We start from the raw sequence: 14,952 nt of genomic DNA, 5'->3' as shown, positions 1-14,952 counted from the left end.
TTTTTCAAATAAAACGAGACTGGAATTGGAACATGATTTATTGATGTTAAAGCACATGAATGGAAGGAGGATTAAACTCAGTGAATAATTTTCCAAAAGAAATGAAAGCTGCGGTTATACCGGAACATGGCGGGCCTGAAGTAATACGTTTGGAAACAGTCCCGGTTCCCCAACTTCAACCAAACGAAGCGTTAATTAAGGTGAAATACACAGCCTTGAATCACCTTGATATATTTGCCAGAGAAGGATTGAAAGGGCCGGGCGTCCCTAAGATAACATTACCGCATGTTTCTGGTGTCGATATTGTAGGAGAGGTTATCGCCTACGGTTCAGCTAAATCAGCTGGCAATAAGGAACTTCCTGAATTAAATAGGCGGGTGCTGGTAAATTCTGCTTTTGGCTGCGGAACATGCCGGTATTGCCGTAATGCTGAGCCCAGTATGTGTAAAAATTACAAAATAGTAGGAGAACATTTGTGGGGAGGTTTGGCGGAGTATGTAAAAGTACCCGCTCAAAATATTATAGAAATACCGGAACAGGTAAGTTCAGTAAAAGCTGCAGCAGTACCTGCGGTGTACACCACTGCCTGGAGAGGTGTCGTAACTGTTGGTCAGATTAAACCCTCGGACACTGTGCTGGTGGTAGGAGCTTCAGGCGGCTTGGGTTCTGCCCAAATGCAAATTGCCGTTTTAATGGGGGCTGATGTAATTGCCATAGTCGGTAATGAAGAAAAAAGGGAAAAAGCCCTGGCAATGGGGGCGGCCGAAGCCTTCTATTCACATGAAAATTGGCTGGAAAAAGTGATGGACTGGACAAACGGATACGGTGTTCAGTTAGCGTTGGATTGCGTAGGTGTTAAGACGATCCGGAATAGCCTGAATGCCCTTGACCAGGGCGGGAAGTTAATCTTATCCGGTGCAACATCTGGTGACTTTCCGGACTTAAGTATTCGTGAAATTTATCAGCACCATCGAAAAATTCTCGGAGCACCGATGGGCAACTGGGAAGATTTTTTACAGGTGACCTCTTTGGTTTTCCGGGGAAAATTGGATCCGGTTATTCATCAAGTCTATCCATTAAATGAGCTTGGTGTTGCACAGGAAGCTTTAGAAAAGCGAAATCATTTCGGAAAAATTGTGATTGAAATAGACCCATCATAGTATATACAGAAAGGTGAGAAATGAAATGAAGCAAAAAAATTATAATGGATATAAATCTTATCAGTATTTGGAAGCAGGGGTTGATTACAAGGAGTTTAAATTAGCAAAAGAAATCGACCGTGTTCTCGAGTATAAAGTACCTGTAACAGAACAGGAAGAGAAACGTGTGCAAAAGTTATTTGAGGAAAATATTACAATTTCTCTGCATGATCATATGTTTATTACTCCCGAAAATTTGGATGAGTTTATGGAATTTCGACGGTGGGGAAGAGATTTTACCGGCTATGAGGGATTAAGTAAATCCGGCTTAGATGCTTTTTTTGATAATATGATGGATGGAACTGCGATGATCACCTCCCGTGCAGGCTGGAAATGGGAAGATGTTGTTTTTGATTTAGGCATGCGGTTAAGTGATATCGCCCATCAGGATATGGTAATCGTAGGGAAAACGGTAGATGACATCGTTCAAGCAAAAGAAAACGGTCAAATTGCATTTATACCTTCACTTGAAGCTTCCACAATGATTGAAAATGAATTGGATCGTTTAGACGTTTTATATGGCCTCGGTGTCAGATCCATTGGAATTGCCTATAGTGAGGGAAATAGTTTAGGTGCAGGACTAAAGGAACCGGGTGATGGAGGATTAACGGAGTTTGGTCGTCAGGCAGTAAAACGCATGAATAAATTAGGGTTGGCAATAGATATTTCGCATTCCGGGGATAAAACGTCCATGGATACGATAGAAGTAAGTGATAAACCTATTTTTATCACTCACTCCGGTGCCCGTGCTTTGTGGGACAGTAAAAGACTGAAGCCGGATGATATCATTAAAGCCTGTGCAGAAAAGGGTGGAGTAATCGGGATTGAAGCTGCTCCCCATACTACGATAACCAGGGATCAAAGAGTGCATACGATCGATTCATTTATGGCGCATTTCGAGTATTGTGCAAATTTGGTAGGTATTGAACATGTTGCATTTGGGCCTGATGTGCTTTTTGGTGACCATGTGGGATTGCATAATGCACTGGCAGGGGCTTTGTCCATTTCCGCGGCACATGGAAAAAATGAATTTGAAAAAGTGGAATATGTTAAGGGGATTGAAAACCCGGTTGAAGCATTTCCGAATATTGTTCGCTGGCTAGTAAAGCATGGTTACTCGGATGAAGATATTTCGAAAGTGATTGGCGGAAATATTTTGCGTGTGCTTGACGAAGTATGGTACTAATCCATTATTGAAAGAGCGAGGTATTTAAAATAATAGTTATAGCTGAATAAGGTGAAGTTTTAGTTTGACTTGGGGTGTGATTGTTAATGTCACGCCCCCTTTTCACGGAGAAGTAATGACAGGCTCCGGGAGATTTGTCATAATAGATTGTGTGTACATATTTAGTCTGAATGATAAGGGGTAATTGTATGGCAAAGTTAAAAACATTGGAAAATGCACTCAAAACATTAAATTGTTTCACGTATAAAAATCCTACATGGGGAGTTCGCGAGTTAGGCAGGGAAACAGGCTTGAACCATTCAGTGGTGTATCGTATTCTATCCACATTTGAGGAATTCGGGTATTTAAGAAAGAGCAGCATTAATGATAAGTATGAATTAGGGTTCAAACATCTGGAATTTGCCGGGTTATTACAGGATCATTTAAATATTCCTGAAGTCATGCAGCCTAAAATGAAGGAATTAACGGACCAGATAGGTGAATCGACGGTCTTAACCTGGCTGGATGGTGATGAGGGTGTGTATATTAATATAGTTGAAAGCGCTCAAAGGGTGAAATTTCATGAATCTCTCGGAGCTAGAGCCTCCCTTGTATACGGCGCATCTCACAAGATTATTCTTGCCTATCTTGCAGAAGAAGACCAGGATAGAATAATCAGTTTCCATTTAGGTGAGGAAGAAAAGGCGCAGACCCTGAAAAAAGAGCTTGGTGCCTTACGAACACAAGGCTGGGCATATTCCAGCGGAGAATATTTGGATGGAGTGACAGCGATTGCAGTCCCCTTATATAATCGTAACGAAGATATTATCGGTTCTCTTTCCATTGCCGGTCCAAGTTTCAGAATTCCATATGAAAAAAGCATGGAATACTTAGTTTTATTACGAAAAACGCAAGAGGACGTGCAGTATTCATTAAATAAAATACTTTTTTGAAGAGCTAATTTTAATATAATAGTCATAAAGGCAGCCCAGCTATCTGGAAAAGTCAATGACCACAAGTGTTGTTATCCCCCGACAACCCGGGGGATGATGTTGCGCGTCACGCGTGCTCCATACCTCTGTCTTTAAACTCCGCAGCCGCCCTGATAAACCTTCTGTAAATATTACACATTTTTTCACTCTCCACCATAAATTCCGGATGAAACTGAAGACCCATTATAAAGTGGGAAGAGGTCCCTTCAATACTTTCAACTACTGTATCTTTCGAGTAGGACGTTATTTTTAGTCCTCTACCCACTTTATCGATGGCTTGACTATGAAAACTATTTACCTCCACTTCTTCACTTTGAACAGCGTGAGATAAAATCGTTTCCGGTTCAACAAATATCTTGTGGGAAGGTTGTGCTCCGGATTCCTCCTGAATGTGAGCCTTACCCGGCAGGTTTACAAGGGATCCGCCCATTACTTCATTGATCATTTGATATCCTCTGCAAATTCCCAGTAAAGGGATATCCTTTTTCAAAGCATATGTAATGACCGCGCATTCAAAATTATACCTGTTCGGGTTTTGTTCCCGCAAACCCGGTAAAACATCCATTTGTTCAACTTGTGGCAGCAAGCCACCTCCACCGCTTAATAATATCCCATCGTATAAAGGAAGTATGGTGGGGATTTCTTCAACTGGCAATAATGGAAGGATTTGCGGAATACCACCATTTTTAGAAACCATATCTGTATATGATTTATCTAGATGAAACGTACCATTCTCACCTTCATGTGGCTTGAAATTACTACTAACACCAATAATTGGTTGATGCATTTACTTTACCCTCTCTCTTTAAAAGGTGTAAATTTCTTCTGTGCATAAGTTGCAGGATCAAATTTTTCCGCACTAATCTCAGGAAACAACATTCTTTTGCGTCACTTCTTCATCCTCTAATAGATCATCTTGATTAGCCGAATCCTTATCCATGGTCAATGTGTGTTTCTTACTAACGTAAATATTAATGATTCCGGCCAGTACCGCTACAGCAGCTAACCGGATCGACCAGGTCATCAGCGTTCCGGATACAACAGCTACATTCTCTCCGGCGGTCCCCCCGATGATCAACGCAGTTAAAAATAATAAAGCGACTAATAAACCAAGAGATAATGCAATTAAGGTAATCCACGTATACAGTTTATGCGTAACACTTGTAAGCACTTTCATTTTTTCACACCTTTCATTATAAACCTAATATTGGCAAGAGACCTGTTAACAGTATGATTGTTATTAATATATGTGTGGCTATCCAAATAAAAGCCAACTTTGCTGTTTTCTGAAAACTTGATCCCGCAATTCCCATTGCAACATATAGACCAAGTGCCAATGGTGGGGTCATCCCTTCAAGTGCTCCTGTCATGGCAGGAAGCAATGCAGCAAATATCACTGGGTCTCCACCAAGCGTTGCAAAAACAGTAATCATTGCTCCACCTAAAATCGCAATTTGTGCGGATCCAGGCAAAACCATTCCCAGCACCATGAATAGTAATGGCAATAGAATAATAATCATGGTTAAATTAAACCCAAAGGATAAGACCCATTCACGTACGACCGTATCCATCTGCAAACCTACAAAAATTTGAGATAGTGCATATGCCATATAGATCGTAACACCAATTGGCACTACCTTTAACAATGAATTACTGAAGATATCCAATAAATTTTTCAAATTTACTTTTGCATTCGGCAATGCTTTCCGGCCGATCATCAAAGCATATCCTCCGGCAATTGCCGGGGTAAACATTAGTACAGAGCTTGAATAAGCAGCCGTACCTTCTTCGCCGATCCTTCCTAAAAAGAAGTTTTCGAACTGGGCATCAGCAAATAATGGAACGAAAATGAGTAAGGGCAAAAACAGTGCAGTCCATCCTTTTTTTAGGCTTGGACGAAATGTTGGCAGTTCTCCAACTGGAACCGGTTCAACTTTATATACTTTGCATAAAACCCATAATGTAACGATCCGCTGCAGTAAAAACCAAAGTCCAATACCATAGGCTAAGACCATCCATCCACTTAAAGAGATGCTGTCAGGCGCAAATTCAATTAAAATTCCGTAAGTTAAAATGACTATTCCTGATGGTGGGATAATATTCCCTAACATACTTGCAGACATTTCAGTGCTGGCAGCAAGCGGTGCAGGAAAATTAGAACGTTTCATCATTGGGATGGTAAAGACTCCCGATGCCGCCACATTACCTGGTCCTGTACCAGATAAGCTGGCCATAAATGTACTTGAAAGCATAGCGACATATCCCGCGCCTCCTTTAAATTTCCCTACAATCGCCAACATCAAATTGATAATTCTATTTATAACTTTCGTAGAATCAAATAATACGGCGATTGCCAGGAAAGCAAAGATGGCGTAAAACAATGAACTTGTAGAAGGAAATAGAAGCGCTTCCCAAAATAAATCAAATGAGCCTGTAATCACTACAATGAACACAAAAGACAAAGTCATCACTTCATACATGGGCCGTTTCAATAAAACAAACAGAACAGCAACAAAAATAAGCAAGGCTACTAAGTACAAAATCGGCATTGGTACTCCAAACATGTTACACCTCCAAGTTATTCCACTCGTTATAAAAGTGGTTATATCAATTTGTTAAAGATTATAACAAAACAGTGTTAATTGTCAACAGATTTTGAAAAAACTTTTAATAAAATATAAATAGATGGAAATTCTTACGTATTTGGTTATAATGATTATGATGACTGGTTATACTTATGTTATTTACTAGGAGGTACCTCTTATGATAAAACGAGGGTTAAAAACACCAATGTATGAACAATTGAAAGATAAATTAAAAGAACAAATACAGAATAAAGAGCTGAAACCAAATGACCAGCTTCCATCAGAAAAAGAGCTTGAAGGACAATACGGTGTGAGTAGAATTACTGTTCGTCAAGCAATAGCATTAGCTGAGAAAGAAGGGCTGGTCACAAAAATACATGGGGTAGGCACATTTGTATCCACCCCTAAAGTGGAACAAGAAATTGATACCATAAACAACTTTCAAAACACAGTAGAGAGATTAGGTCTCGTTGCTTCTACAGAGGTTATCAAAAGAGACAGAATATCAGGAGACTTTCAACTAGCCAAGCTCTTAAATACAAATATTATGGATATTATTTATAATATGCAACTTGTAGGGTTAGGGGATAACTACCCCATTGTTTACTATAATTCATTTTTTTCCGAAAAAATAGGAAAAGAGGCAATGGAGACAGCAGAAGAATTTAGAGTGAAGCAAATCCCTTTTTCTACTCTGGATATATATAATGACATTGATTCAGTAACACCTACCCATCTTGAACAAACTTTCGAAGCAATGGGAGCCAGTGCCGAGGTTGCCGATCATTTAAAAATAGACAAAGGGTTTCCTTTACTGAAAATTACTTCCATAGTCTATGAAAATCAAATACCGCTTGAGTACCGTGAGTCCTATTACCGTGGGGATAAATACAAGTTTTTTGCAACACGTACTTTAATTAACTAACCTATGTATATTCTAAAACGGGTATATTTTCAGAATTGACATAACTTCAATTTGTGATAAACTCATTGTTATAACACATTATAACCACTGAGGAGGATTATCATGAAAAAGGAGTTACGTATTGTTAGTCCAAACGGTCATCTTGGTTTTGCTCCAACCAAAGAAGAAAGTTTCCATTTAGCAGCTGCTACAAAGCCTGATTATTATTGCTGTGATTCAGGCAGTGATGATATTGGTGCTTCTGCGCTTGGATCTGATAGATCGGTGAGTATGTATAATTGGCAAAAACATGACTTGGAACTCATGCTACTGGCTGCCAGAGAACAAGGAGTACCTATGCTGATTGGTTCTTCAGGAGATACAGGCGCAAATAGTCGTGTCGATATGTATGTTCAGATGATTAAAGATTTAGCAAAAGAACATGACTTACCCTCTTTTAAAATAGCTTACTTTTATTCTGAAGTGGAGAAAAATTACTTGAAGGAAAAATTGTCAAGTGAAATTGTTATTGAAGGGTTGGATGAACGGGAAAATCTTAAAGTGGAAGATGTGAAAAAAACCGATCGTATTGTGGCGGTAGCAGGAGTACATCCGTTTATTGAAGCGCTTGATATGGGAGCGGACGTGATCATTGGTGGGAGATCCAGTGATGTAGCCATTTTTGCAGCTCCAGCTATTCGTGAAGGTTTTCCTGAAGCCAATGCTTACTATTTAGGCAAGGTTTTAGAATGTGCATCTTTTTGTGCAGAGCCATATGGCGCAAAAGAAAGCGTAATCGGGACCATTACCCATGATGATGTAAAAGTAACGGCGATGCACCCCGACCAGCGCTGCACAGTGGCATCTGTTGCAGGACACGCGATGTATGAAAGAGCGAATCCTTATTATGAATATTTTGCTGGTGGCATGTTGGACATGAAAAACTGTCATTATGAACAATATGATGAAAAAACAACGAAAATTACGGGAATGAAATATGTTCCTGTAGAAGGTGATATAAAAGTAAAACTTGAAGGGTCAGGGATGGTTGGTGAAAAGTTCCTTGGCATTGCCGGCGTACGGGATCCTTATACGATTGAACATATCGATGATGTCATTGAATTTGCATATGAACAGGTAGAGAAGGAATTTGCAGGAGAGGAATATCACTTGAATTTTCGTATTTTTGGGAAAAACGGTGTGATGGGAGACCTGGAACCTGTTAAAGAAATTAAATCTCATGAATTAGGAATTGTAGTAGAGGGTGTGGCTGATTCCAAGGTTACTGCAGAAGAGTTAACACTCTTTGCTACAAGGCAAATCTTTTATGCAAGACTACCTCAGGTAAAAGGAACAGCGGGAACAGCAGCTTATTTAATTGATGATGTTATTTATGCAGGGCCGACCTATGAATGGACGATGAACCATGTAGTGCCTGTTGAGGATGCACTTGAGCTGTTTGATGTTCAAGTGGAGGAAGTAAACCAAAAAGTTGAAGTATAATTGATGAGAGGGTGAATAGGAATGTCGAAAAAAACATTAAATGATTTGGCGAAAACAATTCGTTCCAAAAATGCTGGAACAGATAAGATCACGTTTGATATTATCTTCAGAGAAAAAGAAGAGTATGATCTCGTATGTCAAAGCGATGTGTTAACAAAGGAATCGGTGGCGAAACTTTATGATATTCCAATGGAAAGGGTCACAGATTTTGTGCAATTCGATCCGGCATATGCGATCAAGTTTACCTTAAGAAGGAATCAACCGAGTGGAAGTCCTGGTGACGGCGATATTTTTGGAAGCCAGCAGTATGCACCATTATTGGATGTCGAAGTTCCGGTTTAAGTTATTTAATGATGATTACCGTATGTTCGAATGATTTTGCTGCCAATCTTTTGACGCTTTACTAGATAGAAAGAACGAAAAAATGTGACTGCTCACCTCCTATATTTTTTATAGGAGGTTTTGTTTTATGCTTTGTATAATTCCTCTAAGTTACGCCATTTTATATTAAATTTAGCATTTTTCTCTTTTGTGGCATTATTTCCGAACAAATAAAATAAATCCCATCTCTACTGAACTGCGCCCTGTCAAGTAGACAGTGAAAAAACAAAAAATCTATGCCACAGCCTGGTACCGGTATTCTAACGGTGCTAGGCTGTTTAATTTCTCTTGGTATCGTTCCTCATTATAAAACTTAATGTACTTATCAATATCCTTCTCTAACTCTTCATTGCTCTTGTAATTCTTTAAATTATAACTCTCACACTTATAATGACCGAAGAAACTTTCAATAGGTGCATTATCAATGCAGTTGCCAACACGAGACATACTACGAGTCATCCCGGCTTTTGTGGTTATGTAACGGTATTCCTTTGATGTATATTGCGAACCGCGATCACTATGAATTAAAGGAGTTGCGTCAGGATTCGCTTTTATAGCTGCTTTTAGCGTGTTCATAACCAGCGGATTGTCATTATTACGTCCAATCTGGTAAGCAATAATGGAACCGTCATAAAGGTCTTTAATGGCACTTAAATAAGCTTTGTTTCCAAAACCATAATGCATATGCGTGATATCCGTTACCCACTTTTCATTTAGTTTCTCTGCAGTAAATTCACGATTTAAAATGTTTTCTTCGATGTTTTCATAGCTTGTCTTCGTTGAATACCCATTCGATCGTCGAATACGAGATTTTAAGCCCAATTTAATCATTAAACGTCGAATTCTTTTCGGGTTATATTGTTTCTCGTATTTGCGGTTGATGGTCATTGTGATTCGTCTATAGCCAAAGTTCCCATTGCTTTTCTTAAATATAACCTTGATTTGATCTATTAGCCATTCATTTTCTTTTTGACAATCTGTAGGAGTATGTTTAAACCATTTATAGTACCCTGAGCGGGATACATCTAAGATTTGACAGAGTAATAGAATCGGTACCTCGGTTTCTTCATGATAGTCATGGATAGCCTGAAACTCGTGTAATTTTTCTCCTAATCGCGCATCCCCGACCTCCTTTCGATTTCCTTCAACTTTTTTAAAAGACCATTCTCTGCTTCTAGATATTGATTACGATGTTCCAGTTCTTTTATACGAAGTTGAAATTCTTCTTCCTTTGTAAGAGTAGACTTTGACTCCAGAGTCTTTCCCCGGCGGTCTTGAAGAGCTTGCTCCCCATCCTGTTGATATTTACGAACCCAACTATACACTTGTTGATAAGAAACTCGATATTTTTCTATAGCCTCTTGATAATTAAAATCATTGGCAATTGTATATTGAACAATTTCTATCCGCTCTTGAAATGTTGTTTTACGCCCCTTTGTCATTAGTCCTCTTCCTTTACTAGTGGATTTTATCTCTTTTCCACTAGTATAAAGCTTTATCCACTGACGTAAAACATACGGGTCTGAGATATTGAATTTTTCACAAGTTTTTCTTTGACTACCCTCCCCATTGAGGTAGTATTCGACAGCTTTCTTTTTAAGTTTCTTTGAATATCTCATCCGTTTCTTTTTCTCTTTAAGACCATCCACACCGTCTGTTTGATACTTATGAACCCATGATTTAATTGTGGTTCTGTCAACAGAATACTCACCAGCAATTGTATGCACTGACTTTTTATCCTCAATCACACTTGATACAGCTTGAATTCTTTCATCCAGGGTATGTTTCGTCCTTCTTTTAGACATAATAAATGCCCCCTTTATAGTAGTAGAGATTTTTATTATTTCTCTGTCTACTATATTGGGAGCATATCATACTAATAGTGGGATTTACCTCATACTTGTTGCTTAATACTATCTTCCATCAAACCCATCTTTGTCCATCTCTAATATCCGGTAAATAGTTGGTGCGATTTAACCACAAATTACACGCTCTCACATCCTTATTTCCTAAAATAAACCCGGTATATACAACATGTCGGTCATAAGATCTAATGGGAGGCAAGTAACGTGTGAGCATCTGTCGGTGTTTTTACAGCCCCGGTTACGCTACGTTCACTCTTCACATCCATGCCAATAGGGTTGATGATCAGTTTAGGGGCCCAATTATCGTGGGAGAGGGAAAGAGGGGCTATGATAAAAGATAGAAAAGTGCAAAAGAATTTTTAATAAAATTGGGTTAAAAAAATGAATATACTGGATAACATTCTAGCAGTTATATACAAATAACAAAAAGATAGTGACAAATTTGAAAATAGTACTTGCATTAATTTTTAGATTAATATATCATATATAGCTAATCAAAGAATTATATAATACTTTATAAAGTAAAAAAGTAGGAGATAATTCTTCTTCCGATTGGAGTAGATATCATTGGATATAGAAAAAATAGTAGCTGGTAAGTATGACAAGCTCCCGCCGGGCCAGAAGCAAGTAGCAAAGTATTTGTCGGCTAATCCATTTGAGTTCAGCATGTCTACAGTTGCCCAAATAGCCAATGCAGTGGATAAGAGTGAAACTACCGTCATCAGACTATCCTATAACCTGGGTTTTGATAGTTTTTCCCAGTTGCAAAAAAGTCTGCAAAAGCATTTTTTAAAGTCTGCCGGAGGAATAAAATCCATAGAGATGCAGGATGAGGAGGAAGATCCCAAGCGTAATTCTTTTAAAGAAATTATTAAAAAGGATATTTTTATTCTGCAACAGATGCTGGATAACCTGGATGAAGAGAATTTCAATCAAGCCATTGAACTATTAATGGAAGCTGAACAGTTAAAAATTGGTGGTCATCTTGCGTCTTATTCTGCAGCACATTGGTTTCATTTAAAGATGAGTTTGATGAGGGATCGTGTAACCTTTCTATCAGCTGAACTCAACCCCTTTGAAAATTATGTGGGGGAAAATAGCAATACTGTTTTCTTTTTGATTTCCATGCCGAGCTACGCTGCAGAAACATTGAGGCTGGCTGAGATGGCCAAAAAGCAAGGTGCAAAAATTATTGCATTGACGGATCGAAGGCTGTCACCTGTAGGACGCATGGCAGATATTTGTCTTACTGCAGATATCGAAGTGCATTCTAAGGTTATGATATCGATGTCCAGTGTAATGACTTATTTAAATTTATTAACTGCCGGGATAGAAGAAAAATATGAAGACAAGATCTCAACGCACGTCAATAAAATTCTGAATTTATATTCAAAAGAAAAAATGGTTCTTGAATAAACGTGAACACATGAATATGGATTGGCAAGGAGGACAAAATGAAGAATATTTATCAGCATCTGGAAGCACAAAAAGACGAAATGTATACATATTTAGAAAAAATTGTTACGAAGGAATCACCATCTCATGATAAGGAATTGGTGGATGAACTGGGAGGATGGCTTGCAAAGACATTTGAAGAACTTACCGGAGGCACGACAATCACGATACCTGATGAGACCTACGGAGATCATATAAGGGGAGAATGGGGAAGCGGTGAAGGTCAGATTCTGATTTTAGGACACTTTGATACCGTTTGGCCAAAAGGAACTATTAACACTATGCCTTTCAAAATGGAAGATGGCAAAGTTGCCGGACCTGGGACTTTCGATATGAAAGGCGGCATCATTCAAGGATTATTTGCCTTGAAAACACTGAAAGAGTTAAATGTCCCAATGAATAAAAGAGTAGTATTTTTCTTTGATTCAGATGAAGAAATTGGTAATCCCTCTTCCAGAGAGTTAATTGAAAAGGAAGCAGAAAAAAGTGATGTTGTTTTTGTCCTTGAACCTGGGATGAGTGAGGAAGGAAGCTTGAAAACATCGAGAAAAGGGGTGGGGATTTTTAATGTAGAGGCAAGCGGGATTCCTGCGCATGCTGGTATCGATCCGGATAAAGGAGTAAGTGCCATTCAAGAGCTCGCCCTGCAAACGCTAGATATTGAAGCAATGAACGACTTTAATACAGGCACTACCTTTAATGTTGGCAAAGTTATGGGTGGAACTGGAAGCAATGTGATACCGGAAAAAGCATCTGCCGAAGTGGATTTAAGAGCAAAAACACAGGCAGAATTTGATAAGGCAATTGAAACGATGCTGAATTTGAAGCCGAAATTAGAGGGAGCTCAGTTAAACGTGACAGGAGGAGCCAACCGGGCCCCGCTTGAACGTACGGCTGAAGTTGTAAGTTTATTCAAAACTGCGAAGCACTTGGCTGAAACCTATATCGGAATGGAACTTACCGATAAAGAGACAGGGGGAGGAAGTGATGGCAATCTTACCGCCCCTCTTGCACCCACTCTTGACGGCTTGGGTGCAGTAGGAGACGGCGCGCATGCCAATCATGAGCACTTAATTTTAAGTGAGATGCCAAAAAGGAGTGCGCTGCTGGCAATGCTACTGGCTACGTATGGGAAATAGCAGAAAGGAGTGTATCGTTTCATGGCAGATAACAATAATAATTTATTGAAAAAAGTAAGTCAGGAGAGGTTAATGGCGTTTACGAAAAATATTTCCAAGGAAGTTCGAACTTCCGGTTCTGAGGAAGAGTGGCGGGCTTTTCAATATGCGGAGGCGCAATTACGTAAATTCGGCTTTCAAACAAACCTGTATAAAAGACATGGATATATAAGTTATCCCGTTTCGGCAGATCTGGAAGTAAATCATACAGCATATCCATCAATTACCCATTCCATGGCAGTGTCTACCCCGGGGTCTGGAATCACTGCTGAATTAGTAAGCGTGGGAGAAGGATCTGAAAAAGAATATGAAAATGAGTATGTTAAAGGAAAAGCGGTGTTAATTAATGGACTAGCTACGCCGGGTGCATTAAATACTGCTGAAAAAGCTGGAGCAGCGGCAGCTATTTTTATTAATGCAGCATATACGCATGAAATGATTGTTTCAACCGTGTGGGGAAATCCTACCTTGGAAAAATCGGAGGACTATCCGAAAATACCTGTCCTTTCTATTAATTACACAGATGGTCAGAAGATAAAGGAACTGCTGGATAATGAAGTGTCAACTGTTTGTACGTTAAAAGCAAAAGTAGAGACGAAATGGCGTGAAATACCTACTTTGATTGCTGACTTTAAAGGCACTGTGGATCCTGATAACTATGTATTGTTCTCTGGCCATATTGATTCCTGGCATTATGGTGCAATGGATAACGGGAGTGCCAATGCGACGATGTTGGAAGTTGCAAGAATTATTGGAGAAAACAAACCGGAATTATATCGTTCATTAAAACTTGCTTTCTGGTCCGGCCATTCTCATGGACGATACGCTGGATCTGCCTTATATGCGGATGAAAACTGGGAAGACCTTCATGATCATTGTGTACTTCATTTAAATATTGATTCTGTTGGCGGGGAAAATTCCGTTGTATTGTCTGAAGGAAATGCCATGCAGGAAACCAAGCGAATTGCTGCAGATGCGATAAAGGAAATTGCGGGAGAAGATTTTTCCTCCACCCGTTATGGTCGTGCTGGGGATCAATCTTTCTGGGGACCTGGCGTACCTTCCTTGCTTATGGGTCTATCCGAACAGGAACCAGTTGATTCACCTGCAAATGAAGCTTTTAATAAATTGTTTGGCGGTGGAAAAGGTGGAGGATTTGGCTGGTGGTGGCATACGACCGAAGACACCATCGACAAACTCAGCCCGGCATTTTTGCAAAGAGATTGCAGAATTTACCTTTCCATAGTGCTGGATGTTTGTACAGCACCTGTGATAAAGGTGAATCAGCTGGCAGCAGTTGAAGAGTTGGAAGGATATATTGCATCCTATACACAAAACATGCCAGATCTGCTTGTTTTAATGAAAGCAAAGAGTAGAATTCAAACATTAAAAGAAGAAATTGAACAAATGGAGCGGCAATTTTCTAATCTAGCACAGAAAAATGAAGTGCAGATTCAACTGTATAACAAATGGAATATGGAAGTTTCCAGAGGACTGGTGCGGTTAAACTATGTAAGAGAAAATGAATTTGATCATGATGCTGCAGCACCTATGGCTCCCTTGCCACTGCTGGAAGACGCGAGGAAATATAATGAAGAACTTCCATTTGAAGAAAGAAAAGTGATTGAAACAACAGTGGTGCGCAAAGCAAACAAAGTGAATTTTATATTTAGATCACTAATTCAACTTACCAATGATTATATGGAAAAAATATTTAAGGAGTGA

Annotated in this window: 13 protein-coding genes; 9 read left to right on the top strand and 4 right to left on the bottom strand. The window is 39.3% G+C overall.

The genetic code is table 11. The annotated features are described in order from the left end of the window. Nucleotides 1-80: 80 nt before the first annotated feature. The 3 genes from ACZ42C_RS10725 (at nt 81) to ACZ42C_RS10715 (ending at nt 3,317) form a co-directional block, all read left to right on the top strand. Nucleotides 81-1,160, top strand: a complete 1,080-nt coding sequence (locus ACZ42C_RS10725) for a zinc-binding dehydrogenase (protein ID WP_461180305.1) — start codon at nt 81-83, stop codon at nt 1,158-1,160. 25 nt (nt 1,161-1,185) lie between these two features. Beyond that, entirely contained in the window at nt 1,186-2,385 is a 1,200-nt protein-coding gene (locus tag ACZ42C_RS10720) for a dipeptidase (protein ID WP_461180306.1), read from the top strand. Nucleotides 2,386-2,573: 188 nt separating this feature from the next. Then, nucleotides 2,574-3,317, top strand: coding sequence for an IclR family transcriptional regulator (locus ACZ42C_RS10715; protein ID WP_461180307.1), 744 nt, complete (start codon nt 2,574-2,576; stop codon nt 3,315-3,317). 106 nt (nt 3,318-3,423) lie between these two features. Here the strand turns inward: ACZ42C_RS10715 and ACZ42C_RS10710 are convergent, their stop codons facing one another. The 3 genes from ACZ42C_RS10710 to ACZ42C_RS10700 all read right to left on the bottom strand — a co-directional run bounded on the left by ACZ42C_RS10710 (nt 3,424) and on the right by ACZ42C_RS10700 (nt 5,920). Then, complete coding sequence (locus ACZ42C_RS10710) at nt 3,424-4,143, bottom strand: gamma-glutamyl-gamma-aminobutyrate hydrolase family protein (protein ID WP_461180308.1); 720 nt, start codon at nt 4,141-4,143, stop codon at nt 3,424-3,426. Between the two features lie 78 nt (nt 4,144-4,221). Next, complete coding sequence (locus ACZ42C_RS10705; protein WP_461180309.1) at nt 4,222-4,533, bottom strand: hypothetical protein; 312 nt, start codon at nt 4,531-4,533, stop codon at nt 4,222-4,224. A gap of 16 nt (nt 4,534-4,549) precedes the next feature. Continuing rightward, on the bottom strand, nt 4,550-5,920 hold the full coding sequence (locus ACZ42C_RS10700) for a TRAP transporter large permease subunit (protein ID WP_461180310.1): 1,371 nt from the start codon (nt 5,918-5,920) through the stop codon (nt 4,550-4,552). A gap of 199 nt (nt 5,921-6,119) precedes the next feature. On the opposite strand from ACZ42C_RS10700, the gene ACZ42C_RS10695 reads away from it, so the two are divergent. The 3 genes from ACZ42C_RS10695 (at nt 6,120) to ACZ42C_RS10685 (ending at nt 8,690) form a co-directional block, all read left to right on the top strand. Next, nucleotides 6,120-6,866: a GntR family transcriptional regulator gene (locus ACZ42C_RS10695; protein ID WP_461180311.1), complete on the top strand. Its 747-nt coding sequence runs from the start codon at nt 6,120-6,122 to the stop codon at nt 6,864-6,866. Nucleotides 6,867-6,968: 102 nt separating this feature from the next. After that, nucleotides 6,969-8,348, top strand: a complete 1,380-nt coding sequence (locus ACZ42C_RS10690; protein ID WP_461180312.1) for an acyclic terpene utilization AtuA family protein — start codon at nt 6,969-6,971, stop codon at nt 8,346-8,348. Between the two features lie 21 nt (nt 8,349-8,369). Continuing rightward, complete coding sequence (locus tag ACZ42C_RS10685) at nt 8,370-8,690, top strand: DUF4387 domain-containing protein (protein WP_461180313.1); 321 nt, start codon at nt 8,370-8,372, stop codon at nt 8,688-8,690. Nucleotides 8,691-8,963: 273 nt separating this feature from the next. Here the strand turns inward: ACZ42C_RS10685 and ACZ42C_RS10680 are convergent. After that, nucleotides 8,964-10,534 (bottom strand): IS3 family transposase gene (locus tag ACZ42C_RS10680; protein ID WP_461180314.1). Its coding sequence is split into 2 segments (ribosomal slippage): nt 8,964-9,871 and nt 9,871-10,534, totalling 1,572 coding nucleotides; the frame shifts between segments, so codons are not numbered across the junction. 627 nt (nt 10,535-11,161) lie between these two features. Here ACZ42C_RS10680 and ACZ42C_RS10675 point away from each other — a divergent pair. The 3 genes from ACZ42C_RS10675 to ACZ42C_RS10665 are packed head-to-tail and all read left to right on the top strand — an operon-like array spanning nt 11,162 to nt 14,952. Continuing rightward, nucleotides 11,162-12,010, top strand: coding sequence for a MurR/RpiR family transcriptional regulator (locus ACZ42C_RS10675; protein WP_461180315.1), 849 nt, complete (start codon nt 11,162-11,164; stop codon nt 12,008-12,010). A 38-nt stretch (nt 12,011-12,048) separates the two neighbouring features. Beyond that, on the top strand, nt 12,049-13,188 hold the full coding sequence (locus ACZ42C_RS10670) for a M20 family metallopeptidase (RefSeq protein WP_461180316.1): 1,140 nt from the start codon (nt 12,049-12,051) through the stop codon (nt 13,186-13,188). 21 nt (nt 13,189-13,209) lie between these two features. After that, entirely contained in the window at nt 13,210-14,952 is a 1,743-nt protein-coding gene (locus tag ACZ42C_RS10665; protein WP_461180317.1) for a M28 family peptidase, read from the top strand.

The sequence above is a fragment of the Virgibacillus kimchii genome, from assembly GCF_055379185.1.
This window is presented reverse-complemented; position numbering and strand designations above follow the sequence as displayed.